Here is a 22,529-nt window from a genome sequence, read left to right on the forward strand (position 1 = left end):
ACGGGCGAGCGTTCAGTGCGCCAGGGCCTGGTCCGACGGGTCGGGCGGGCCGGCCTTGCCGCCGGACCGCAGCGCCACCGGCAGCGTCGCCTCCCGGTGGTCCGGGTCCCGTACCTCTCCCACGAGCGTCTCCAGTACGTCCTCCAGCGCGACGAGCCCCAGCACCCGGCCGGACCCGTCGGCGACCTGCGCGAGGTGCGTGGCGGCCCTGCGCATGACGGTGAGGGCGTCGTCCAGGGGCAGCTCGGCCCGCAGGGTCGTCATCGGCCGCCAGATGTGCTGCGGCACGGCGCGCTCGCGCTCCTCCAGGTCGAGGACGTCCTTGACGTGCACGTACCCCATGAAGACCCCGGCGTTGTCGGCGCAGACCGGGAAGCGGGAGAAGCCGGTGCGCACCGTCAGCTCCTCGATCTCGCGGGGCGTGACGGCCGGGGTCACCGTCACCAGCCCGGCCCGGCTGAGCAGGACGTCGGTGACCGGCCGGGAGCCGAGCTCCAGGGCGTCCTCCAGCCGCTCCTGCTCCTCCGGTTCCAGGAGACCGGCCTGGCCGGAGTCCTCCACGAGCCGGTTGAGCTGCTCGCTGGTGAAGACGGCCTCCACCTCGTCCCTGGGCTCGACGCCGAAGGCCCGCAGGACCAGGCCGGCGCAGGCGCCGAGGGCCGCGGTGACGGGGCGGCAGAGCCGGGCGAAGCCGACAAGTCCGGGGCTGAGCCAGATCGCGGTCCTCTCCGGCGCGGCCATGGCGAGATTCTTCGGGACCATCTCGCCGATGACGAGGTGCAGGAAGACGACCGCGGCGAGCGCGACGAAGAAGCCCAGGGGATGGATCAGCCCCTCGGGCACATGGGCCGCGTGGAAGAGGGGTTCGAGGAGGCGGGCCACGGTGGGCTCGGCGACGGCGCCGAGCGTCAGGGAGCAGATGGTGATGCCGAACTGCGCGGCGGCCATCATCTGCGGAAGATTCTCCAGACCGTGCAGCACCTGGCGCGCGCGTGCCGATCCCTGGGCGGCCAGCGGCTCGATCTGGCTGCGGCGCACGGAGACGAGCGCGAACTCGGCCCCGACGAAGAATCCGTTGGCGAGGACGAGCAGGACGGCGAAGAGAAGCTGGAGGGCGCTCACCGGGCCGCCTCCGCCTTCGCGGGAACCTGCGCGGGTGCCGGGGTGGGGGCAGGGGCGGGGGCCGTGGCCTCCGGCGTCGCCGCTGACCGGGCCGGGGCCGCGGCGGGGACCGGTGCCGGGATGTCGCCGGTGCGCACGAGCCGTACCCGCTCGGCGCGGTAGCGACCGACCTGCCGGACGGAGAGCCGCCAGCCGGGCAGCTCCGCCCGGTCACCGGGCGCGGGGATGCGGCCCAGCAGGTCGGCGACCAGCCCCGCCACCGTCTCGTACGGCCCGTCGGGCACTTCGAGCCCTATCCGCTGCAGCGTGAGGACCCGGCAACTGCCCTCGGCGTCCCAGGTGGGCCGCCCGTCGTCGGTGGCGACGGAGGCGAGTTCGGGCCGTCCGTCACCTTCGCTGTCGTGCTCGTCCAGGACCTCGCCGACCAGCTCCTCGATGATGTCCTCAAGGGTGACGACCCCGGCCGTACCGCCGTACTCGTCGATGACCACGGCGATGGGCTGCTCGCTGCGCAGACGCTCCAGGAGCTGCTGCACCGGCAGCGTCTCGGGCACGAGCTGGGCCGGCACGGAGATCCGGCCGACCGGCACGCGCCGGCGCTCGTGGGCGGGGACGGCGAGCGCGTCCTTGAGATGGGCCATGCCGACGATCTCGTCGATGCGCTCGCGGTAGACCGGGAAGCGCGAGAGGCCGGTGGCACGCGTCAGGTTGAGTACGTCGGCCGCTGTGGCGTCCGACTGGAGGGCTATGACCTTCACGCGCGGGGTCATCACATGCTGCGCGGTGAGGTGGCCGAGGGACAGGGTCCGTACGAAGAGGTCCGCCGTGTCCTGTTCGAGGGCGCCGGCCAGCGCGGAGTGCCGGGCCAGCGAGACCAGTTCACCGGGCGTACGGGCCGAGGCCAGCTCGTCGGTCGGCTCGACGCCGAACAGCCGCACCAGCCGGTTGGCCACCGCGTTGAGCAGGGTGATCACGGGCCGCAGGACGGTGGCGAACAGATGCTGGGGTCCCGCGACGAAGCGCGCGACCTGCAACGGCCGGGAGACCGCCCAGTTCTTCGGTACGAGTTCGCCGATGACCATCTGGACGGCGGAGGCGAGGAGCACACCGATCACCACGGCGACCCCGGACACGGCCCCTTCGGGCAGACCCGTCGCGGTGAGCGGGCCGTCGAGCAGCCGGGCGAGCGCGGGCTCGGCCAGCATGCCGACGACGAGCGAGGTGATGGTGATGCCGAGCTGGGTCCCGGACAGCTGGAAGGACAGCTCCCGCAGGGACCTGACGACGGCGCGGGCACGGCGGTCGCCGGCCGCCGCCGCGCGTTCGGCGTCCGGGCGGTCCACGGTCACGAGGCCGAACTCGGCGGCGACGAAGAATCCGTTGGCGAGGATGAGAAGGAATGCCGCGGCGAGCAGCAGAAGGGGGATGGTCATGCCGCCGCCTTTTCGAAGGCGGCGGCGCGGGTACTACCGGATGATCCGTCCATTGCTGGAGGGAGTCACTCCTCGGGTCGCAGGATGCCCCGCGGGCCGGTACTCACGGCCGTCGGATGCGGGGCGGGGCGCACCTGGCGCCTCCGTCCCCAGAGTAGCCACTGGGACGGGCACCGCAATGTTCACGCCGGACCGGTGTCCGTGGACGCGTCCCCACCGGCGTCCTTGGTACCGGGGTCCGGGGCCACGGCTCCGCCGGCCCGCGCCGCCGTCTCCGCGCCGGTGCCGTGCGACTCCGCGAGCAGGCGCAGCGTCCGCGCGTCGCGCACGGCCTTCTGCTTGGCGACACCGGGCTGGATGCCCAGCGCGGCCAGGCTGGTGCCGTCGCTCAGGTCGAGAAAGACCCACGGGTCGCCGACCCGCAGGTTGACGCGCAGGATCTCGGCCCACTCCAGCCGCCGGATGCGGGTGATGTTGACCACCGTGACACCCGTGTCGTGGGCGACGACCTTGGGGCGGCTCAGCAGGACCAGCACTCCGAAGAAGAGCAGACCGACGAAGACGAAGCTGACGCGCTCCCCCGTGTTCAGCTTCTCCAGCATCACGGACATGGCCGTGATGACGAGGAGCATGACCGTCCCGACGGAGAGCAGGACGACGCGCGTGCCGTTCGGCCGGAACGTCACGGGGAGGGCGGGGAGTTCGGGGCGGGCGGCCGGCACGGGCATCAGGTGTGGTCCTTCACAGGCGGCAGGCGTGGATGGCCGTGGTGAGAATGGCGCGGGCACCCAGCTCGTACAGGTCGTCCATGATGCGCTGCGCCTCCCTGGACGGGACCATCGCGCGGACGGCGACCCAGCCCTCGTTGTGCAGCGGCGAGATGGTCGGCGACTCCAGGCCGGGTGTGAGGGCCACGGCGCGCTCCAGGTGCTCGGCGCGGCAGTCGTAGTCCATCATCACGTACGTACGGGCGACCAGGACGCCCTGGAGGCGGCGCAGGAACTGCTGGACCTTGGGTTCGTCGGCGTCCGCGCCGCTGCGGCGGACGACGATCGCCTCGGACCTCATGATCGGCTCGTCGACGACTTCGAGGCCGGCGTTGCGCATCGAGGTGCCGGTCTCCACGACGTCCGCGATGATCTGCGCCACGCCCAGCTCGATCGCGGTCTCGACGGCTCCGTCGAGGTGGACGACGGAGGCGTCCACGCCCTTGTCGGCGAGGTACTTGACGACGATGCCTTCGTAGGAGGTGGCGATCGTCAGCCCGCCGAAGTCGGCGACGGACGTGGCCGTGCCGGGCTTGGCCGCGAAGCGGAAGGTGGAGCGGGCGAACCCGAGCGGCAGGATCTCCTCGGCGCCCGCGCCCGAGTCGAGCAGCAGGTCGCGTCCGGTGATGCCGATGTCGAGCCGCCCGGAGCTCACGTAGATCGCGATGTCGCGCGGGCGGAGGTAGAAGAACTCGACCTCGTTCTCGGGGTCGACCAGGACGAGTTCCTTGGACTCCTTGCGCTGCTGGTAGCCCGCCTCATGGAGCATCGCCGACGCTGCCCCGGAGAGTGAACCCTTGTTGGGGACGGCGATACGCAGCATGAGAGCGGCTTCCTTACGTATGCGTGGGAGCGGGGGAAGGAACGGTGGACGGGACGGGGTCAGGGGGGCGGGGCGCCTGCGCGGCCGTACGTCGCCGGGGGCGGTGCTCAGAGATGGGAGTAGACGTCGTCGAGCGAGATCCCGCGCGCGACCATCATCACCTGGACGTGGTACAGCAGCTGCGAGATCTCCTCGGCGGTGGCTTCGGGGCCCTCGTACTCGGCCGCCATCCACACCTCGGCGGCCTCTTCGACGACCTTCTTACCGATGGCATGCACCCCCTTGTCCACCAGTTCGGCGGTGCGGGAGGTGCTGGGGTCGCCCGTGGCGGCCTTCTGCTGGAGCTCGGTGAAGAGCTCCTCGAACGTCTTCGACATGGTGAGGACCACCCTACGCGGTCCGCCGGGGCCGTCAGCGCCAGGGTTCGGCGACCGTACGAAGGGTGGCCGCCGTGGCGACGGCGGCGGTGACGGCCTCGTGCCCCTTGTCCTCGTTGGAGCCCTCCAGCCCGGCCCGGTCGAGCGCCTGCTCCTCGGTGTCGCAGGTCAGTACGCCGAATCCGACGGGTACCCCGGTGTCGATCGAGACCTTGGTCAGACCCTGGGTGACGCCCTGGCACACGTAGTCGAAGTGCGGGGTCCCGCCGCGGATGACGACGCCGAGGGCGACGACGGCGTCGTAGCCGCGGTCGGCGAGGACCTTGGCGACGACGGGCAGCTCGAAGCTGCCGGGGACCCTGAGCACGGTCGGCTCGTCGATGCCCAGTTCACGCAGCGCGCGCAGGGCGCCGTCGACGAGTCCGTCCATGACCCTCTCGTGCCACAGGGCCGCGATGACCGCCACCCGCAGGTCGCCGCAGTTGCGGACGGACAGTTCGGGTGCACCCTTGCCGCTCATGTCTCTCCTGTTGTTCCGATGTTCCGATGTGCCGATGTGCCGATGTGCCGATGAAGCGAAATGTGTACGTCGTGCTCAGGGCTTGGTCACTGGTTGCCGCAGGCCGACGTGGCCGCCGGGTCGAGCCAGGGCAGTTCGTGCCCCATCCGGTCCCGCTTGGTGCGCAGGTACCGCAGGTTGTGCTCCCCCGCCTGGACGGGCATGGGCTCGCGGGCGGTCACGTCGAGACCGTGCCGCGTCAACGCGTCGATCTTGTCGGGGTTGTTGGTCATCAGCCGCAGGCTGCGCACGCCGAGGTCGTCGAGGATCCGCGCCCCCGCCGCGTAGTCCCGCGCGTCGGCGGGCAGACCGAGTTCCAGGTTGGCGTCGAGGGTGTCGTGCCCGCGCTCCTGGAGTTCGTACGCGCGCAGCTTGGACAGCAGGCCGATGCCGCGCCCCTCGTGGCCGCGCAGATAGACGACGACGCCCCGGCCCGCCTCCGTGACGCGCCGCATCGACGCCTGGAGCTGTGGGCCGCAGTCGCAGCGCTGCGAGGAGAAGATGTCGCCGGTCAGGCACTCGGAGTGCATCCTGACGAGCACGTCGCCGCCGTCACCGATGTCACCGTGGACGAGGGCGACGTGCTCGACGCCGTCGACGGTGGACCGGTAGCCGAACGCGGTGAAATCGCCGAAGGCCGTGGGCAGCCGGACCTCGGCCTCGCGACGGACGGTGGGCTCGGCCGAACGCCGGTACGCGATCAGGTCCTCGATGGAGATGATCGTCAGGCCGTGCTTGCGCGCGAACGGGATCAGCTCCGGCAGCCGGAGCATGACGCCGTCCTCGCCCGCGATCTCGACGATCGCCCCGGCCGGCCGCAGCCCCGCGAGCCGGGCCAGATCGACCGCCGCCTCCGTGTGACCGTCGCGTACGAGCACCCCGCCCGGCCTGGCGCGCAGCGGGAAGACATGGCCCGGCCGTACGAAGTCGCCGGGCCCGGCCGCGTCTCCGGCGGCGAGCAGACGCAGTGTGGTGGCCCGGTCGGCGGCCGAGATGCCGGTGGTGACGCCGTGCGCCGGACCGGCGTCGACGGAGACGGTGAAGGCGGTGCGCATCGATTCGGTGTTGTGGTCGACCATCTGCGGCAGTTCGAGCCGGTCCAGCTCGTCGCCCTCCATGGGCGCGCAGATCAGTCCGCGGCACTCGCTCATCATGAAGGCGACGATCTCGGGGGTCGCCTTCTCGGCGGCGATCACCAGATCGCCCTCGTTCTCGCGGTCCTCGTCGTCGACGACCACGACGGGGCGGCCCGCGGCGATGTCCATGATGGCCCGCTCCACGGGGTCGAGGGCGAAGTCCTCGATGTTGTCGGTGGAGTACCAGGTGGGCTGTGCGGTCATGCTGCTGCTCCTTCCAGAGCCGGGGTGCCGACGCGGGTGCGCAGCCACCAGTCACGCAGTCCCCACAGGACGAGACCGAGGTAGACGACGTACACGAAGCCGGAGAAGGCGAGTCCGCTGCTGAAGGCGAGCGGTACGCCGACGAGGTCGACCAGGAGCCAGGCGAACCAGAACTCGACCAGACCGCGCGCCTGGGCGACCATCGCGGCGAGGGTGCCGACGAAGATGTACGCGTCGGGCCAGGGGTTCCAGGACAGTTCGGGTACGGCGGTGAACAGGCCGCCGACGGCGAGGGTGCCGAGTGCCGTGCCGCCGAGGAGCAGCCAGCGCTCGGGCCAGGTGGCGAACCGTACGGCGATCGTGCCGACCGAGCCGTCAGAGTCTCGCAGCCTTCCGCGCTGCCACATCCGCCACCCAAACAACGCCACGCCGATGACGAGGAGTTGCTTGCCGACACCGCCGCTGAGGTGCGCCGAGGCGTAGGCGGCGACGAGGACGACACCGGAGAGCAACTGCGCGGGCCAGGTGAGGATCGAGCGCCGCCAGCCGAGCGCGAGGGCGATCAGGCCGATGGAGTTGCCGATCATGTCGGACCAGATGATGTGCTGGCCGAAGGCGGTGAACGCCTCCGCGTTCAGCCAGTCCGTGGCCGGCCAGGAGGGCATGGCGCTCATCGGACCGGCCCCCCGGCGTCCGGGGCGGGGAAGGCCAGCAACCGCTCCACGTACTTGGCGATCACGTCGACCTCCAGGTTGACCGGGTCGCCGGGCTGTTTGATGCCGAGGGTGGTCAGCGCGAGGGTGGTGGGGATGAGGCTGATGGTGAAGTAGTCGGGTCCCGCGTCGACCACCGTGAGGCTGACTCCGTCGACGGTGATGGAGCCCTTCTCGACCACGTAGCGCGCGAGGCCGGCGGGGAGCGAGACCTTGACGATCTCCCAGTGTTCGGACGCCTTGCGGTCCACGACCGTGCCGGTGCCGTCGACATGGCCCTGGACGATGTGTCCGCCGAGCCGGCCGCCGACGGCCATGGGCCGCTCCAGATTGACCCGGGCGCCGGGCACGAGTACGCCGAGGCTGGAGCGGTCGAGGGTCTCGGCCATGACGTCGGCGGTGAACTCGCCGCCCTCTTCGAGGTCGACGACGGTGAGGCAGACGCCGTTGACGGCGATCGAGTCGCCGTGCCTGGCGCCTTCGGTGACCACGGGGCCGCGCAGACGGAAGCGGGAGGAGTCGCCGAGGTTCTCGACGGCGGTGACCTCACCCAGTTCTTCGACGATTCCGGTGAACACTCAACGCTCCTTGGGAGTTGAAACGGCTGCGGTGCCTGCGGGGGCGGTGCCTGCGTCCGCGCTGCTCGCGGGGGCGGCGGCCACGGGTGCGGCGCGTTGCGGTACGGCGGTGACACGGAGATCGGGGCCGACACTTTCGGTCCCGGTCATCCGCAGGCGCAACGCCCCCGTGAGGGTGGTGATTCCGGCGTCGCCGAGCGAGGCGGGTCCGGCGCCCAGAAGGACGGGCGCGAGATAGCCGACGACCTTGTCGACGGCCCCGGCCGCGACGAAGGCACCGGCCAGCGTCGGACCGCCTTCGAGGAGGACGGAACGGACGCCGCGCGCGTGCAGGCCGGCGAGCAAGGCGGGGACGGACAGCCCCCGTTCGGCGCGCGGCAGCCGCAGGACGTCCACCGGCGCCCCGCCGGGCCCGGCCGCCTTGAGGTGCGTCGTGTCCGCGTCGTCGGCGACGGCGATCAGCGTGGGCCCCGCACCGTCGAGCACGCGTGCCCCCGGCCGTACCGCGGTGGCCCCGGTGTCGACGACGACCCGCAGCGGCTGGACGGCGCCCTCGACACCGCGGACCGCGAGGTGCGGGTCGTCGGCGCGCGCGGTCCCCGAGCCGACGACGACCGCGTCGGCCTCGGCGCGGAGCCGGTGGACGTCGGCGCGCGACTCGGCGGAGGTGATCCACCGGCTGGTGGCGTCGGCCGCCGCGATCCGGCCGTCGAGCGTGGCGGCGTACTTCCACAGGACGTGGGGGCGGCCGAGCCGTACGGAGGTGAGCCATGCCGCGTTTCCGGCCTCCGCCTCGTCGGCGAGCAGGCCCTGCTCGACCCGTACCCCGGCCGCCCGCAACGTCTGCGCGCCGCCGGTGGCCCGGGGATCGGGATCGCCGACCGCGTACACGACACGGGCGATCCCGGCCTCGGTGAGCGCCCGGGAGCAGGGTCCGGTGCGGCCGGTGTGGTCGCACGGTTCGAGGGTGACGTACGCGGTGCCGCCCACGGCCCGGCCACCGGCCGCGCGCAGGGCGTGGATCTCGGCGTGCGGGCCGCCGGCGCGCTGGTGGAATCCCTCGCCCGCAGGCTGTCCGGCGGCGTCGAGGATCACGCATCCGACAATCGGATTGGGGCTGGTGGCGCCGAGCGCGCGGGCGGCGAGCGTGACGGCCCGCCGCATGGCGTCCATGTCGGCCGTGGTGGTGGCCACCGGGTCCTCCCTGCCTCTGGGGCACGGACTCCGGGGCCTGTCGATGACGACAGAGAAACGGGAAACGCACACGGGAACGCCGGGACCGATGAACGGAACGTCCGAGGACGATCCGCCGACGGCGGCATACCGGTGACGGCCCGCCGCGCACTGCCTCCCATCCGGACTTTCACCGTCGGTCCAGGAATTCCACCTGGTCAACCGGCCGCTGGAAGCGGTCGGGTCGCGGACTGTAACCGCCGGTTCGGAATTGCACCGACCCCGGAGTGCGCTGCTGCTGGTACGGAACCAGTGTGCCACGCCTGATCGTCGGCCATCGGGGGTGTGTGCGCCGAATCACAGACGATGGCCCCGACCGTGGCCGGGCGGTGGTCCCGGGAGGGCGCAGTAGACGAGGCGCGGCGGGATCTCCACGACACTCCCCGGCACCCTCTCGTCACACGGAGCGTCACACGCTGGCAGGCTTGGGCCATGGCGACAATCCTCGTGACCGGTGGTACGGGAACACTCGGCAGACAGGTCGTGGACCGGCTGCGCACGGACGGGCACACCGTCCGTGCGCTGAGCCGGAGTTCTAGGCCGTACGCCGTCGATCTGCGCGACGACGACAGCAGGGCGCTCGACGAGGCGCTGAGGGGTGTGGACGTGGTCGTACACTGCGCCACCTCGGCGCGCGGGGGTGACGACAGGGCGGCGGCGCATCTGGTGGAGTCGGCCGTGCGCGCGAGCATCCCGCATCTCGTCTACATCTCGGTCGTCGGGGGCGACCGGTTGCCGCTCGGCTACTACCGGACGAAGCGGATCGTCGAGCGGATGATCGAGGATTCGGGGCTCGGCTGGACGATTCTGCGCACGACCCATTTCCACGATCTGGTCCTGAAGATGCTGGAGGGGGCGACGAAGCTGCCGGTCGCCACGGTGCTGCCGGCACGGGTCAGCCTCCAGCCGATCGGCTCGGCGGAGGTCGCGTCGCGCCTGGCGGACCTGGCCACGCGCCCGCCGGCCGGCCGGGTGCCCGACCTCGGGGGGCCCGAGGTCCGCACGCTGGAGGATCTGGCCGAGGCGTATCTGCGGGCGACGGGCCACAGGCGTCGGCTGCTGGCGATGCCGCTGTTCGGCAAGGCGTACGCGGGCTACCGGCGGGGTGACCAGCTGGCGCCCGAACGGGCCGTGGGCAGGGAGACGTTCGAGGACTTCCTGGCGACGCGGAAGATGTGAGGCCCACGGGCCCCCCTCGGCCCCCCTCGGCCCCCGCGGGCCGCCGCACCGGTCGACGTGTCCGTCGTCGGATCTCTCGCCGGATCCGTCTGACGGCCCGGTTCAGCTCGGCGGGGCGAACAGGTCGTTCTGGGCGGCGTCCCGCGCCGTCAGCAGCGCACCACGCAGCACTGCCGCGCCGCCCAGGGAGCTCGCCACGACCTTCGTACGGAGGGGGGACATCTCGGCCAGGCGGGCCTCGACGCGGGACGCCAGCGCCGTACCGCCCGCCTGTCCGACCTCGCCCCCCAGGACCACCCTGCCGGGGTCGAGTACGGCGCTGATGGCCGCGGCGCCGACCGCGACCGGCGCGGCGAGGGCGTCGAGGAAGGCCTCTCCCGCGGCGCCCGCGGTGAGTGCGGCGCGCACGACGGCCGCGGCGGGCGGCTCCTGGGGGCCTGCTTCGGCGAACAGGCCGTGGCGCTCGGCGAGTTCGCAGATGCCCGCCGAACCGGCGAGGGTGTGGAACCCGCCGTCGCAGGCGGTGGCGGAGGGCAGGCCGGAGGTCCCCGGTACGGGCAGGAAGCCGATCTCGCCTGCGCCGCCCGACGCACCGCGCCGGACCTTCCCGTTCAGGACGAGGGCGGCGCCCACCCCGAAGCCGAGCCACAGCAGTACGAAGCTGTCCGCGCCCCCGTCGCGGGCGGCGCCGACGCGCTGTTCGGCGACGGCGGCGAGATTGGTCTCGTTCTCGACGAGGACCGTCGCGGTCAGGCGTTCCTGAAGCGCGGCGACGAGTCTTCGGTGCCAGGCGGGCAGTCCGCTGGTCTCGCGGAGTTCGCCGGTCACCGGGTCGATCAGGCCGGGCGCGCCGATGCCCACGCTGTGCAGGCGTACGGCGCCCGCCTCGCGGGCGGTGCGCTCCAGCAGGGCCGCCGCGCCCTCGACGGCCGGTTCGGTGCCCGTGTCGCTGCCGATGGGCAGCACCGCCTCGGCGAGCGTCGCCCCCAGGAGGTCGGTGACGACGACGGTGACGCTCTGCGTCCGTACGTCGAGCGCCGCGAGGTGCGCCCGGTCGGCGACCAGCCCGTACAGCCGCGCGTTCGGGCCGCGACGCCTGCCTCCCGTCTCGCCGACGATCGTGACGAGTCCGGAGCTTTGCAGCCGCTCCACCAGATCGGCGACGGTGGGCCGGGAGAGCCCGGTGAGCGTCTTGAGCTGTCCCGCCGTCAACGGGCCCTCGTCCTGGAGGAATTCCAGGGCGAGGCGGTCGTTGATGGCCCGTGCCGTGCTCGGGGATGCGGCCATGGCCTGGATCCTTCCAGATGTCTGCGGATCTCATCGCGCCCACTGCCGTCTATTTATCAGGCAGGGTTCCTGATAGTTTACTGCCCGCACTGTTGGACGGCGCCCGCGCGCCGTACGGGGAGGACGGAACCGAATGCCGACTGGACCACCGGTCTTCGACGGACAGCAACTGCGGCGGGCGCGGTACGCGGTGGCCGCCGTCTTCTGTGTGCACGGCGCGGTCACCGGCAGCTTCGCGACCCGTATCCCCTGGATCCAGGACCACGCGGCGCTGAGCGCCGGGCAGTTGGGGCTCGCGCTCGCCTTCCCCGCCATCGGTGCCTCGGTGGCGATGCCGCTGGCGGGCGCGATCAGCCACCGTTTCGGCGCGCGTACGGCGCTGCGCGGACTGCTCGCGCTGTGGACGCTCTCCCTCACGCTGCCCTCGCTCGCCCCGAATCTGGTCACGCTCTGTCTGGCACTCTTCGTGTACGGCGCGACCTCGGGCATGTCGGACGTCGCGATGAACGCCCTCGGCGTGGAGATCGAGAACCGGCTCGACAAGTCGATCATGTCCAGCCTGCACGGCATGTGGAGCACGGGCGCCCTGCTGGGCTCCGCCGGCGGCACGCTCGCGGCCCACATGGACAGCGACGTGCGTGTGCACCACCTGATCGCCGCCACCGTGCTCACCGTCACGGGCATGATCGCCTGCCGGTGGGTGCTCGACCTGCGCAGCACGCCCGAGGACGAGCCGCCGCCGCGCTTCGCACTGCCGCCGAAGTCCGCACTGCTCATCGGTGCCGTCGGCTTCTGCGCGGTCTTCGCGGAGGGCGCGAGCCTCGACTGGTCGGCGGTGTATCTGGAGGACGTACTGGACACCTCCCCCGGTCTCGCCGCCGCGTCCACCACGGCCTTCGCACTCACCATGGCCATGGCACGGCTGCTCGGCGACCGGATCGTCGACCGCTTCGGGGCGGTGCGGTGCGTCAGGGTGGGCGGCGTCTCCGCCACGCTCGGCGGTGTGCTGGTGGTCTTCGCGCCCAATCCCCTGGCCGCCATGGGCGGGTTCGCCCTCGTCGGGCTGGGTGTGGCGGTGGTGGTGCCGCTGGCCTTCGCCGCCGCCGGGCGCAGCGGGCCGAACCCCAGCCAGGCCATCGCGGGCGTCGCGACCATCACGTACACGTCGGGGCTGATCGCGCCCTCGGCGATCGGCGCGGTGGCCGACGCGACGTCGCTGGTGGCCTCGTTCGGCCTGGTGACCGTGCTTGCCTTCGGTCTGGTGCTGGGCGCGAGCGTCCTGAGGACCGGGGACCGGCGTGCGGCTCCGGACGCAGTTCACGGAGCAGAACCGCGAGAGCGGGACCGACCCGGAAGCCGACGGGGGCAGGCCCTACCATGACGCTGATCTTCTCGGCGCCGGATTCGGAAGTGGAGCCACCCTCATGAAGCCCCTCACGAAGCTCGGTGTGCGCTGGACCCTGCACGGCGACGGACGAACTCCCGCGCCCGGCGCCGTCGTACGGCCCGATGAACGGCTCTCCTGGCCGCGGACGGCCGGGCTCGGCGCCCAGCACGTGGTGGCGATGTTCGGCGCGTCGTTCGTCGCGCCCGTCCTGATGGGCCTCGACCCCAACCTCGCGATCATGATGTCCGGTGTCGCGACGGTCGTCTTCCTGCTGGCCACCCGCGGCCAGGTGCCGAGCTATCTCGGCTGCTCACTGTCGTTCGTCGGGGTCGCCGCCACGATCCGGGCATCGGGCGGCGACAGCGCCACCGTGACCGGCGCGGTCCTCGTCGTCGCCGTCACGCTCTTCCTCGCGGGCCTGGCCGTACGGCGGTTCGGCGCCCGGATCATCCACGCCGCGATGCCGCCGGTCGTGACGGGCGCGGTCGTGATGCTCATCGGATTCAATCTGGCGCCGGTCTCCGCCAAGACGTACTGGCCGCAGGACCAGTGGACCGCGCTGCTGGTGATGGTCTTCACCGCGCTGGCCGTGGTCTGTCTGCGCGGCTTCTGGTCACGTATCGCGATCTTCCTCGGTCTGCTCTTCGGGTACGGCGTCTCCTGGCTCTTCGACCAGGTCATCGGCAAGATCCACTCCCCCGCCGGCGGCGCCGAGTCCGTCGACCACTGGCGCCTGGACCTCTCCCTGGTCGGGAAGGCCGACTGGATCGGGCTCCCGGACTTCCACGCGCCGAGCTTCGAGTGGTCGGCGATCCTGGTCGCTCTGCCCGTCGTCATCGCGCTGATCGCGGAGAACGCCGGGCATGTGAAGGCCGTCGGCGAGATGACCGGCGACTCCCTCGACAGCAAGCTGGGCACGGCGATCGCCGCCGACGGCGCCGCGTCGATGCTCTCCACCGCCGTCGGCGGGCCGCCCAACACCACGTACTCCGAGAACATCGGCGTGATGGCCGCGACGCGTGTGTACTCGACGGCGGCGTACTGGGCCGCCGCCGGCTTCGCCCTGCTCTTCGGACTCTGCCCGAAGTTCGGCGCCGTCGTCGCCGCCGTTCCCGGCGGGGTGCTGGGCGGTATCACCGTCATCCTCTACGGCATGATCGGTCTGCTCGGAGCACAGATATGGATCAACGCCGGGGTGGATCTGCGCAATCCGCTGAATCTGGTCCCGGCCGCGGCGGGCATCATCATCGGCGTCGGCGGGGTCACGCTGAAGTTCACGGACAGCTTCGAACTCGGCGGCATCGCGCTCGGCTCGATCGTGGTCATCGCCGGCTACCACGTGCTGCGCGCCTTCGCCCCGCCCCATCTGAAGGCTGACGGACCGCTGCTCGACTCGGGCACGTCCACGTACGACAGCGGGGACGAGGGAGACCGGCGGCCCGCCTCGAAGCAGTAGCGGGCGGGGCCCGGCCATCCGCGCCCCCGCCCCCTCAGTCCTCCGGCAGCTCGACCGGGGCGATCTCGTCGTACACGTCGCCCGGCCCGGGATTCGTCGCGTCCGTGGCGCCGCCGAAGTGCGTCATCACACCCCACACGGCGTTGAGCGCGGTCTGTACGGCGCCCTCCGCCCACCCCGCCGTCCACGAGATGTCGTCCCCCGCGAGGAAGATCCCGCGCTTGTCCGCGGGCAGCCGGTCCTGCATGAAGTGGGTGAACAGACGGCGCTGGTAGCGGTAGTGGCCCGGCAGGTTCGCCTTGAACGCACCCATGAAACAGGGCTCGTTCTCCCACGACACCGTCACCGGGCTGCCGATGACGTGCTTGCGGATGTCCACGTTCGGATAGATCTCGCCGAGCGACTTCAGCATGACCTCCATCCGCTCGTTCGCCGACAGCGGCAGCCACTTCAGGCTGTCGTCGCACCACGTGTAGGAGAGGCAGATGACGGCCGGCTTGTCGGGACCGTTGTCGAGGAGGTACGTGCCGCGCGTCATCCGGTCGGTGAGCGTCATCGACATCGTGTCGCGGCCGGTCGGCTCTCCCCTGTCGTCGACGGCCTCGTCCAGCCAGAACGGCCGGTCCACCGGCACGAACAGCTTGGACGACTCCATGTAGTGGGTGCGCTCCATCGCCGTCCAGTGGTCGATCGGGAAGAGCGAGTCCGAGCAGTCGATCTTCGACAGCAGCAGCCAGGACTGCGCGGTGAACACGGCGGCCCGGTAGGTGCGGATGTCCCCGGAGGCGTCGGTGACGGTGATCCGGTCGCCCGCCGTACGGTGCAGCCGGGTCACCGCGCCGCGCGGCGCGCCGCCGTGCAGGGACGAGAGCGAGGTGCCCAGCGGCCAGTGCGTGATCTTGGCCGGTTCGCGCTCCCAGAGCCGCAGCGGCAGTTGGCTGCTGCCGCCGACGATGCCGCGGTGGTGGTCGTCGGCCTCGGAGTAGACGACGCGCAGGATCTCCAGGATCGAGTTGGGGAAGTCGGTGTCCCAGCCGCCCGTACCGAAGCCGACCTGGCCGAAGATCTCCCGGTGCCGGAAGGACTTGAAGGCGTCGGAGTCGCAGAGGAAGCCGTAGAAGGTCTGGTTGTCGAGCTTCTCCACCAGCCGGGCCCAGATCTCCCGGATGCGCGGCACGTCGCGCTCGCGCATGGCGCGGTTCATGTCGGAGAAGTCCGCGCCCTCCTCCAGACAGGTGTTCCAGGCGGCCATCACGTCGCGGTAGACCTGCGGCAGGTCGTCGATCGTCCGCGCGTAGTGCGACTCGCCCTTGAGGTCCACGACGGTCGAAGGGGTACCGGGGGAAAGGGGGTTGGGGAACGGTTCGGTGACCAGGCCCACCAGGTCGATGTAGTGCTGGAGCGCGGTGGACGACGGCGGGAAGCGCATCGCGCCCAGCTCCGCGGTCAGTTCGGGGTCGCAGCCGTCGAAGCCCACCGTGCGCAGCCGCCCGCCGATCCGGTCGGCCTCGTACACGACCGGCCGCAGGCCCATCTTCATCAGCTCGTACGCGGCGACGATGCCGGACAGCCCGCCGCCGATGACCGCGACCTCGGCGCCGTGCTCGGTCGCCGGTATCTGGCCGACGCCCGCGGGGTGGGCGAGGAAGTCGTCGTACGCGTAGGGGAAGTCCGGACCGAACATGGTGATCGGCGGCAGACCGGCCGACGGCCGGTCCTCGGTGTGCGGGACGGAGGTGGGCACCGTGGACGTCATGGGGTACGGACTCCTTGCGGGGAAAGGCGCGAGCGGCTGGGGCGGCGGGGATTGCGGGGCGGGGCCGGGGACGGTCAGTTCAGCGAGCCGTACAGGCCGGGGCGCCGGTCGCGCAGATACGGGTTGGCGGCGCGCGAGGTCCGCAGCAGTCCGGGATCGACGTCGCCGAGGAGCAACTCCTCGCCGCGTCCGGCGCGGGCGCGGGTGGTGCCGTCCGGACCGGCCAGACAGCTCAGCCCGACGAACTCGAACGCGGACCCGCCTTCCCCCTCCGGACCTGTCCGGTTCACGTACGCCACATACATCTGGTTCTCGAAGGCGCGCGCCGGGACGAGGGACTCGGCGACGAACTGGAAGGGGTGCATCTGAGCGGTGGGCACCAGCAGCAGATCCGTCCCGGCGAGCGCGTGGGCGCGTACGTTCTCCGGGAACTCGACGTCGTAGCAGATCATGATCCCCACCCGCAGACCGCCGAGTTCGGCCTGTACGACCGGGGTGTCGCCCGGTGTGAACCACTCCTGCTCGAAGCCGCCGAAGAGATGGGTCTTGCGGTAGTCGGCCAGGGCGGCGCCGTCCGGACCGACGAGCCGCGCGGAGTTGTGGAGGCCCGCGCCGTCCCCGGACCGCTCCGGATAGCCGTACAGGACCGCGATGCCGTGCTGGGCCGCGATACGGGCCACGGCCTCGGAGGACGGACCGTCCGCGGTCTCGGCCAGCCGGGACACGTCGGGGCCGATGGCGTATCCGGTGAGGAACATCTCGGGACAGACCAGCAGCCCCGCTCCGCCGTCAGCGGCCTCGCGGGCCGCGCCCGCGAGGATCTCAAGATTCTTCACGGTGTCGCCGGGCCGGCCGGAGCTCTGGAGCAGGGCGATACGCGAAGACGGCATGGCAGACCTCGGGACGTCATGGTGTTCGGGGGGACGCCTTGACGGTACGGCTCCGGCTTCCGCCGCGACAAGGCGCCTGTGTTGCGTGTGGGCGGGGCATTCGTTGCGTGTTCGGGCCCCCGTACGGCGATTCGTTGCACCGCTGGTCGTATCCGGTTCTCCGCCGTGCGGCGGAGTGGGTGGGGACCGTGGCGGGACGCCCGCGAGGGCGCCGGCGCGGGACGGTGATCAGGCCCGGGAAGCACCGGGCGCACGACATCCGCAGTGACATCGGTACCGGTGAAACCGGTACTGGGCAGAAGGGGTTCTCCATGAGGCTTGCCGCACCGTCGTCCCGCCGCCGCACCCGCGCCACCGCGGTGGGAACCGCGCTGCTGATCGCCGCCGCCGTCGCCGCCGCCGGCGGATCGGCCGCCGCGTCGGACGACAACGGCACCGGGGCGGGCGACCGGAGCACGACACGGGAGGCGGCTGCCCTGACCGGCAGCGCCAAGCTCCACCGCTCGCTCGGTGACGACATCACCTTCACCTTCGACGCCCACCTCGCCGCCGAGGACACGGACGACCCGAGCAGGGCCACCGGCACCTTCCGCTTCAGCCACTATCTGAACGGCGACGGCGCCTCGGCCGATGTGAAGGTCGACTGCCTGGTGACCGGCGGGAAGGTGGCGGTCGTGAGCGGCGTCATCACCGAGTCCGACCTGGAGGGGGCCAAGGGCAAGCGGGTCGGTGTCACGGTGCACGACCTGGGCCGCAAGGACCGCCTCGGCTACAGCTGGGCCTCCACCGGCAGCCCGGTCGACCAGGGTCCGCTGCCCAAGTGCGTCAGCTCCGCGCCGTTCGAGACGGTGAAGGCGGGCACCGGCGACTTCACGGTGCTGCCCTGGGAGCCCCGGCTCTGAGCCGTCGGTGACGGCCGGGGCTCCCGCACAGGGGACGGGAGCCCCGGCACCGCACCCGGCCGGCCCGTCAGCCCGGCGCGCCCGACGAGAAGCGCCTGAGCAGCGGTGAGAGCACCAGCACGGACTTCGTACGCTCCACGTACGGCTCCCCCGCGATCTGTTCGAGCACCCGCTCGAAGTGGCGCATGTCGGAGGCGAAGACCTGGACCACGGCGTCCGCGTCACCGGTGACGGTCGACGCGGACACCACCTCCGGGTAGCGCGACAGGCCACGCCGGATGTCCTCCGGCGAGGTCTTGTGCCGGCAGTAGATCTCGACGAACCCCTCGGTCTCCCAGCCGAGCGCCGCCGGGTCCACCCGCACGGTGAAGCCGGTGATGGCGCCCTCGGCGCGCAGCCGGTCGACCCGCCGTTTCACGGCGGGCGCCGAGAGGCCGACCTCGGAGCCGATGTCCGCGAAGGAGCGGCGGGCGTCCTCGGCGAGGGCGTGCACGATGCGTTCGTCGAGCTTGTTCAGTCGCACTGCGGGTGGGATCACTTCTCTGCGGGTGGTGGCTGTGCCGGGGACGGCCGGGGACGGCGCGCCCCGTATCCGAAGTAGACCACGAGGCCGGCGGTCAGCCAGATTCCGAAGACCACCCAGGTGATCTCCGCGAGGCCTGCCATCAGATGGAGACAGAGCCCGAACCCGATGGCGGGGACGACGGGCGACAGCGGGACGCGGAAGCCGCGCCGCATTTCGGGCCGGGTCCGCCGCAGCACGACCACCGAGACATTGACGAGGGCGAACGCGAAGAGCGTCCCGATGCTGGTGGCGTCGGCCAGTTGGCCGAGCGGGACGGCGGCGGCGAGCACCCCGCAGAAGAGCGAGACGATCACGGTGTTGGCGCGCGGGGCGCCCGTCCTCGGGTGGATCCTGGAGAAGATCCTCGGCACCAGGCCGTCGCGGGACATCGCGAACAGGATCCGGGTCTGCCCGTAGAGGACCGTCAGAACCACGCTCGCGATGGCGACGACCGCTCCCGCGGCCAGCAGTACGGCCCAGACGTGGCTGCCGGTGACATCTCGCAGCACACCGGCGAGCGCCGCCTCGGAGTCGGCGAAGTCGCGCCAGGGGCGTGCGCCGACGGCGACGGCCGCCACCAGGACGTACAGCACGGTGACGACGAACAGCGAGAGCATGATGGCGCGCGGGAGGTCGCGCTGCGGGTTCCTGGCCTCCTCACCGGCCGTGGACGCTGCGTCGAAGCCGATGTACGAGAAGAACAGCGAGCCCGCGGCAGCGCTGACCCCGGCCACCCCGAGCGGCATGAACGGCGTGTAGTTGCCCGCCTCGACGCCCTGGAGGGCGACGCCGCAGAAGAGCAGCAGGGCGGCGATCTTCACCGTGACCATGACCGCGTTGACGCGCGCCGACTCGCGTGCGCCGCCGAGCAGGAAGGTCATGGCGAGCAGGACGAGCAGCAGGGCGGGGAAGTTGAAGACGCCGCCGTCGCCGGGCGGCGAGGAGAGCGCGTCGGGGATCGTCACGCCGACGGTGCCGTCGAGGAGTTCGTTCAGGTACTGGCCCCAGCCGACGGCGACCGCGGCGACGGACACCCCGTACTCCAGGATCAGGCACCAGCCGCAGATCCAGGCGACGAGCTCGCCCATGGTCGCGTAGGCGTACGAGTAGGAGGAGCCGGAGACGGGGATGGTGCCGGCCAGTTCGGCGTACGAGAGGGCGGAGAAGAGCGCGGTCAGCCCGGCGAGTACGAACGAGAGGATGACGGCCGGTCCGGCCTTGGGAACGGCCTCGCCGAGGACGACGAAGATCCCGGTGCCGAGGGTGGCGCCGATGCTGATCATCGTCAGCTGCCACACGCCGAGCGAACGGCGCAGGAATCCGCCTTCGCCGTGGCCGCTCTCGGCGATGAGTGCGTCGACGGGTTTGCGCCACATCAGCCTGGCACCGAGCGTCCGGCGTCCGCGCTCCGGTCCTGGGGCGGGGGGCGGCGCTGCGCCGTTGTCCAGCAAGGGTGACTCCCTCGGGGGTTCTGCGGTCAGCCTTCCAGAAGGCCGCCTGCCCGGCGGGCGAGCCACGACCGCGAGGACGGCGGAACATTTCGGGCCTTTTTCGGGGCACCTATGACATCGGGCGTGTACGCGCCGGGCCCCGTACGCGTGGGTTCCGTACGCGTGGGTTCCGTACGCGTGGGTCCCGTACGCGACCGATCGCGATCGAGGAGGACGATGAGCTGGCTGGATCCCACCCCCTTCCTGCGTGGCGTCGGATGGCGGGACGGCGACCGGGTGACGCGTGCGGACCCCGCCGACCTGACCCGGCTGCCGTGGGACATCGCCGAGCGCGCGGCGCTCCCGATCGGTGTGCGGCTGGAGTTCGTGTCCGACGGCGCGTACGCCCTTCAGATCCGTTACCGCGCCGGTGTACCGGAGCCCGGGGACCCGCTGTCCGAACTCGCCCACGGCTTCTCCCTCTGGGAGGAGGACCGCCACCTGGGCGAGACGTTCACGGAACCGGCGCGGGAGCGGTCGGTCCGTATCGAACTGCCCGCGTCCCCCGGCCCGTTCACGGTTCACCTCCCCGAGTCGCACGCGCCCGTGATCCTGGGCCTGCGGCCGGTCGGCGGTTCCGTCACCCCGGCGCCGCCGCGCCCGCGCTGGATCGTCCACGGCGACTCGATCACCGAGGGCTGGTGGTCGACGCGACCCGCGCACTCCTGGCCCGCCGTCGCCGGCCGTGCGCTCGGCCTCGACACGGTCAACCTCGGTTACGCGGGCGCCGCCCGTGGCGAACTCGTCACCGCCACCCAGATCGCCGCGCTCCCCGCCGATCTGCTCACCCTGGCCTTCGGCACCAACTGCTGGTCCGGAGCCCCGTATTCGGCGCCACTGCTCTACGAGACGGTGCGCGCGTTCCTCGCCCTCGTACGGGACGGGCAGCCCGCCACCCCGCTGCTGCTGCTCTCGCCGGTGCTGCGGCCCGCCGCCGAGCACACCCGCAACGCGCTCGGGGCGACGCTCGCGGAGCTCCGCACGGCCATGGAGGAAGCCGTGCGCGACAGCGTGGCGGCCGGCGACGACCGGCTTCTGCTGCTGCCGGGCCGGGACCTGCTCCGCGCGGAGCATCTGGTGGACGGACTGCATCCCGACGACAGCGGGCATGTACTCATGGCGGAGGCGGTCACGGCCGCTCTGCGCCCAACGGGATTCGCACCCTCATTCGTGGTGCCGGCCGGTTAGCTCGTCCTGTTCCGGCCGGTCAGCCCCCCGCGGTGAGACTTCATGGTTGCCCGAGAACGGGGTAGGCGAGCAATGAGATGAGTGAAGATGCGCATGTGGTGATCGTGGAATCACCGGCCCGTGACACCGCGTCCGCCCGAAGGGCCGCCGCCGACTTCCTGACGCAGCACTGCCCCTGGGCCGACCCGGACGCGGTGCTGCTGGTCGTCTCCGAGTTGGTGGCCAACGCCGCCCGGCACACGTCCGGCTGGTGGCGGCTCCGTCTCACGGCCGGGCGGGAGTCGCTGGTCGTGGGGATCGACGATTCGAGCCCGCAGCCGCCCGTCGCGCGCGACCCCGACTTCGGCGGCGGTGGCGGCTTCGGCTGGCACATGGTGCAGAGGCTGGCGAGCCGCGTGGAGATCCGGCCGCTGCCGGAGGGCAAGCGGGTGCAGGCGGTCTGGGACCGCCCGGCGGCGGCGCGGGCCTGACGCGCGGACACCAAGGGTGGTGGGGAAGACCCGGGTCCCGGGTCTTCCCCACCACCCTTGGTCCATGTGATCTCGGCTCACTCGACGGCGAGCAGACCTTCCCGCAGCCGCCCGGTGATCCGTGACAGCAGTCGTGACACATGCATCTGGGAGACGCCGAGCTCCTGCCCGATCTCCGACTGTGTCATCTCGGCCCCGAAGCGCATCTGGAGGATCCACTTCTCGCGCTCGTCCAGCTCGTCGATCAGCGGCTTGAGCGCCTGCACGTTCTCCGCCGTCTCCAACTGGGCGTCGGGCGCGCCGAGTCGGTCGGAGAGCTTGGAGGACGACTCGGCGGTGTCGTCGGTCGGCATGTCGATCGAGCCGGCGGTGTAGCCGTTGCTCGCGACGACGCCTTCGATGACCTCGTTCTCGTCGAGGTTCAGGTATTCGGCGAGTTCGGCCGTGGTCGGGGCGCGGTCCAGCCGCTGCGACAGTTCGTCCGTCGCCTTGGCCAGGTCGATCCGCAGCTCCTGAAGCCGGCGCGGCACATGCACCGCCCAGCTCGTGTCACGGAAGAACCGCTTGATCTCTCCGACGATGTACGGGACGGCGAACGTCGCGAACTCCACCTCGCGGCTGAGCTCGAAGCGGTCGATCGCCTTGATGAGGCCGATGGTGCCGACCTGGACGATGTCCTCCATCTGGTCCGAGCGGTTGCGGAAGCGCGTCGCCGCGTACCGCACCAGGGCCAGGTTCAGCTCGATCAGGGTGTTGCGGACGTACTGGTGTTCGTGGGTGCCTTCCTCCAGCTCTGCCAGCCGGACGAAGAAGAGCCGCGAAATCTCCCGCGCGTCCTTGGGTGCCACGTCCCCCGGGCACTCCACATACGGAAGTCCCAGTTCCGCCATATCGGCCTGGTGGGTTCCGTACCGCGTGCTGTCGGTCGGGACTGTGCTCGCCATGGACACTGTGTCCTCCCCTGCTCCGTTGGACAGTGCACAGCCCGTGTACCCAGACGTAATCGAGTCATGT

At 71.5% G+C, this 22,529-nt stretch carries 22 protein-coding genes and 1 riboswitch; of the genes, 6 read left to right on the forward strand and 16 right to left on the reverse strand.

Features of this window, described 5'->3' with window-relative positions; all coding sequences use genetic code 11:
- Positions 1-12: 12 nt before the first annotated feature.
- From SSPS47_RS04295 to ribD, 10 genes are all read right to left on the reverse strand, one after another.
- Complete coding sequence (locus SSPS47_RS04295) at positions 13-1,122, reverse strand: hemolysin family protein (protein WP_164248867.1); 1,110 nt, start codon at positions 1,120-1,122, stop codon at positions 13-15.
- A complete protein-coding gene (locus SSPS47_RS04300; protein WP_164248868.1) occupies positions 1,119-2,555 on the reverse strand; it encodes a hemolysin family protein in 1,437 nt (478 codons plus the stop codon). Before SSPS47_RS04300 ends, SSPS47_RS04295 begins: the two co-directional genes overlap by 4 nt.
- 182 nt (positions 2,556-2,737) lie before the next feature.
- A complete protein-coding gene (locus SSPS47_RS04305; RefSeq protein ID WP_239065214.1) occupies positions 2,738-3,277 on the reverse strand; it encodes a PH domain-containing protein in 540 nt (179 codons plus the stop codon).
- A 19-nt stretch (positions 3,278-3,296) separates the two neighbouring features.
- The gene (gene hisG / locus SSPS47_RS04310) at positions 3,297-4,145 is read right to left on the reverse strand and encodes an ATP phosphoribosyltransferase (protein WP_164248872.1); all 849 of its coding nucleotides are present in this window, start codon (positions 4,143-4,145) and stop codon (positions 3,297-3,299) included.
- Positions 4,146-4,252: 107 nt separating this feature from the next.
- Positions 4,253-4,522, reverse strand: coding sequence for a phosphoribosyl-ATP diphosphatase (locus SSPS47_RS04315; protein WP_078079905.1), 270 nt, complete (start codon positions 4,520-4,522; stop codon positions 4,253-4,255).
- A gap of 34 nt (positions 4,523-4,556) precedes the next feature.
- Positions 4,557-5,042, reverse strand: coding sequence for a 6,7-dimethyl-8-ribityllumazine synthase (ribH, locus tag SSPS47_RS04320; RefSeq protein WP_164248873.1), 486 nt, complete (start codon positions 5,040-5,042; stop codon positions 4,557-4,559).
- Positions 5,043-5,128: 86 nt separating this feature from the next.
- A complete protein-coding gene (locus SSPS47_RS04325) occupies positions 5,129-6,421 on the reverse strand; it encodes a bifunctional 3,4-dihydroxy-2-butanone-4-phosphate synthase/GTP cyclohydrolase II (protein WP_164248875.1) in 1,293 nt (430 codons plus the stop codon).
- Positions 6,418-7,095, reverse strand: coding sequence for a nicotinamide mononucleotide transporter family protein (locus tag SSPS47_RS04330; protein ID WP_239064771.1), 678 nt, complete (start codon positions 7,093-7,095; stop codon positions 6,418-6,420). The genes SSPS47_RS04325 and SSPS47_RS04330 overlap by 4 nt, the downstream gene beginning before the upstream one ends.
- The gene (locus SSPS47_RS04335) at positions 7,092-7,712 is read right to left on the reverse strand and encodes a riboflavin synthase (protein WP_164248876.1); all 621 of its coding nucleotides are present in this window, start codon (positions 7,710-7,712) and stop codon (positions 7,092-7,094) included. The genes SSPS47_RS04330 and SSPS47_RS04335 overlap by 4 nt, the downstream gene beginning before the upstream one ends.
- On the reverse strand, positions 7,713-8,885 hold the full coding sequence (ribD, locus tag SSPS47_RS04340; RefSeq protein WP_164254376.1) for a bifunctional diaminohydroxyphosphoribosylaminopyrimidine deaminase/5-amino-6-(5-phosphoribosylamino)uracil reductase RibD: 1,173 nt from the start codon (positions 8,883-8,885) through the stop codon (positions 7,713-7,715).
- Positions 8,886-9,049: 164 nt separating this feature from the next.
- Positions 9,050-9,180, reverse strand: a riboswitch (FMN riboswitch).
- A 197-nt stretch (positions 9,181-9,377) separates the two neighbouring features.
- Here ribD and SSPS47_RS04345 point away from each other — a divergent pair.
- Positions 9,378-10,124, forward strand: coding sequence for an SDR family oxidoreductase (locus tag SSPS47_RS04345; protein WP_164248878.1), 747 nt, complete (start codon positions 9,378-9,380; stop codon positions 10,122-10,124).
- Between the two features lie 102 nt (positions 10,125-10,226).
- On the opposite strand, the gene SSPS47_RS04350 is transcribed toward SSPS47_RS04345, so the two are convergent.
- A complete protein-coding gene (locus tag SSPS47_RS04350; RefSeq protein WP_164248879.1) occupies positions 10,227-11,411 on the reverse strand; it encodes an ROK family transcriptional regulator in 1,185 nt (394 codons plus the stop codon).
- A 133-nt stretch (positions 11,412-11,544) separates the two neighbouring features.
- Here SSPS47_RS04350 and SSPS47_RS04355 point away from each other — a divergent pair, with 133 nt between their 5' ends.
- Both SSPS47_RS04355 and SSPS47_RS04360 read left to right on the forward strand, forming a co-directional pair.
- The gene (locus tag SSPS47_RS04355) at positions 11,545-12,792 is read left to right on the forward strand and encodes an MFS transporter (RefSeq protein ID WP_164248881.1); all 1,248 of its coding nucleotides are present in this window, start codon (positions 11,545-11,547) and stop codon (positions 12,790-12,792) included.
- Positions 12,793-12,835: 43 nt separating this feature from the next.
- Complete coding sequence (locus SSPS47_RS04360) at positions 12,836-14,254, forward strand: solute carrier family 23 protein (RefSeq protein ID WP_164248883.1); 1,419 nt, start codon at positions 12,836-12,838, stop codon at positions 14,252-14,254.
- Positions 14,255-14,288: 34 nt separating this feature from the next.
- Here the strand turns inward: SSPS47_RS04360 and SSPS47_RS04365 are convergent, their stop codons facing one another.
- Positions 14,289-16,010 (reverse strand): NAD(P)/FAD-dependent oxidoreductase, encoded by a 1,722-nt coding sequence (locus SSPS47_RS04365; protein WP_164248884.1) that lies wholly within the window; start codon positions 16,008-16,010, stop codon positions 14,289-14,291.
- Positions 16,011-16,084: 74 nt separating this feature from the next.
- Positions 16,085-16,900 (reverse strand): carbon-nitrogen hydrolase family protein, encoded by an 816-nt coding sequence (locus SSPS47_RS04370; protein WP_164248886.1) that lies wholly within the window; start codon positions 16,898-16,900, stop codon positions 16,085-16,087.
- A gap of 311 nt (positions 16,901-17,211) precedes the next feature.
- Here SSPS47_RS04370 and SSPS47_RS04375 point away from each other — a divergent pair, with 311 nt between their 5' ends.
- The gene (locus SSPS47_RS04375) at positions 17,212-17,802 is read left to right on the forward strand and encodes a hypothetical protein (protein ID WP_164248887.1); all 591 of its coding nucleotides are present in this window, start codon (positions 17,212-17,214) and stop codon (positions 17,800-17,802) included.
- Positions 17,803-17,869: 67 nt separating this feature from the next.
- On the opposite strand, the gene SSPS47_RS04380 is transcribed toward SSPS47_RS04375, so the two are convergent.
- Both SSPS47_RS04380 and SSPS47_RS04385 read right to left on the reverse strand, forming a co-directional pair.
- Complete coding sequence (locus SSPS47_RS04380; RefSeq protein WP_078078353.1) at positions 17,870-18,325, reverse strand: Lrp/AsnC family transcriptional regulator; 456 nt, start codon at positions 18,323-18,325, stop codon at positions 17,870-17,872.
- Positions 18,326-18,336: 11 nt separating this feature from the next.
- On the reverse strand, positions 18,337-19,818 hold the full coding sequence (locus SSPS47_RS04385; RefSeq protein ID WP_164248889.1) for an amino acid permease: 1,482 nt from the start codon (positions 19,816-19,818) through the stop codon (positions 18,337-18,339).
- Between the two features lie 216 nt (positions 19,819-20,034).
- On the opposite strand from SSPS47_RS04385, the gene SSPS47_RS04390 reads away from it, so the two are divergent.
- Together SSPS47_RS04390 and SSPS47_RS04395 are read left to right on the forward strand one after the other, a co-directional pair.
- Positions 20,035-21,045: a GDSL-type esterase/lipase family protein gene (locus tag SSPS47_RS04390; RefSeq protein ID WP_164248891.1), complete on the forward strand. Its 1,011-nt coding sequence runs from the start codon at positions 20,035-20,037 to the stop codon at positions 21,043-21,045.
- A 77-nt stretch (positions 21,046-21,122) separates the two neighbouring features.
- Entirely contained in the window at positions 21,123-21,515 is a 393-nt protein-coding gene (locus tag SSPS47_RS04395; RefSeq protein ID WP_164248893.1) for an ATP-binding protein, read from the forward strand.
- A 77-nt stretch (positions 21,516-21,592) separates the two neighbouring features.
- On the opposite strand, the gene SSPS47_RS04400 is transcribed toward SSPS47_RS04395, so the two are convergent.
- On the reverse strand, positions 21,593-22,405 hold the full coding sequence (locus SSPS47_RS04400; RefSeq protein WP_239065215.1) for an RNA polymerase sigma factor SigF: 813 nt from the start codon (positions 22,403-22,405) through the stop codon (positions 21,593-21,595).
- Positions 22,406-22,529 lie beyond the last annotated feature (124 nt).

It is taken from the genome of Streptomyces sp. S4.7 (assembly GCF_010384365.1).
In the GTDB taxonomy this organism is placed as follows: domain Bacteria; phylum Actinomycetota; class Actinomycetes; order Streptomycetales; family Streptomycetaceae; genus Streptomyces.

Coding starts and splice junctions, on each gene's coding strand:
- SSPS47_RS04300 (WP_164248868.1), bottom strand. CDS start 2,555: ATGACCATCCCCCTTCTGCTGCTCGCCGCGGCATTCCTTCTCATCCTC.
- hisG (WP_164248872.1), bottom strand. CDS start 4,145: ATGCTGCGTATCGCCGTCCCCAACAAGGGTTCACTCTCCGGGGCAGCG.
- SSPS47_RS04315 (WP_078079905.1), bottom strand. CDS start 4,522: ATGTCGAAGACGTTCGAGGAGCTCTTCACCGAGCTCCAGCAGAAGGCC.
- ribH (WP_164248873.1), bottom strand. CDS start 5,042: ATGAGCGGCAAGGGTGCACCCGAACTGTCCGTCCGCAACTGCGGCGAC.
- SSPS47_RS04325 (WP_164248875.1), bottom strand. CDS start 6,421: ATGACCGCACAGCCCACCTGGTACTCCACCGACAACATCGAGGACTTC.
- SSPS47_RS04330 (WP_239064771.1), bottom strand. CDS start 7,095: ATGAGCGCCATGCCCTCCTGGCCGGCCACGGACTGGCTGAACGCGGAG.
- ribD (WP_164254376.1), bottom strand. CDS start 8,885: ATGGACGCCATGCGGCGGGCCGTCACGCTCGCCGCCCGCGCGCTCGGC.
- SSPS47_RS04345 (WP_164248878.1), top strand. CDS start 9,378: ATGGCGACAATCCTCGTGACCGGTGGTACGGGAACACTCGGCAGACAG.
- SSPS47_RS04350 (WP_164248879.1), bottom strand. CDS start 11,411: ATGGCCGCATCCCCGAGCACGGCACGGGCCATCAACGACCGCCTCGCC.
- SSPS47_RS04355 (WP_164248881.1), top strand. CDS start 11,545: ATGCCGACTGGACCACCGGTCTTCGACGGACAGCAACTGCGGCGGGCG.
- SSPS47_RS04360 (WP_164248883.1), top strand. CDS start 12,836: ATGAAGCCCCTCACGAAGCTCGGTGTGCGCTGGACCCTGCACGGCGAC.
- SSPS47_RS04365 (WP_164248884.1), bottom strand. CDS start 16,010: ATGACGTCCACGGTGCCCACCTCCGTCCCGCACACCGAGGACCGGCCG.
- SSPS47_RS04370 (WP_164248886.1), bottom strand. CDS start 16,900: ATGCCGTCTTCGCGTATCGCCCTGCTCCAGAGCTCCGGCCGGCCCGGC.
- SSPS47_RS04375 (WP_164248887.1), top strand. CDS start 17,212: ATGAGGCTTGCCGCACCGTCGTCCCGCCGCCGCACCCGCGCCACCGCG.
- SSPS47_RS04390 (WP_164248891.1), top strand. CDS start 20,035: ATGAGCTGGCTGGATCCCACCCCCTTCCTGCGTGGCGTCGGATGGCGG.
- SSPS47_RS04395 (WP_164248893.1), top strand. CDS start 21,123: ATGAGTGAAGATGCGCATGTGGTGATCGTGGAATCACCGGCCCGTGAC.
- SSPS47_RS04400 (WP_239065215.1), bottom strand. CDS start 22,405: ATGGCGGAACTGGGACTTCCGTATGTGGAGTGCCCGGGGGACGTGGCA.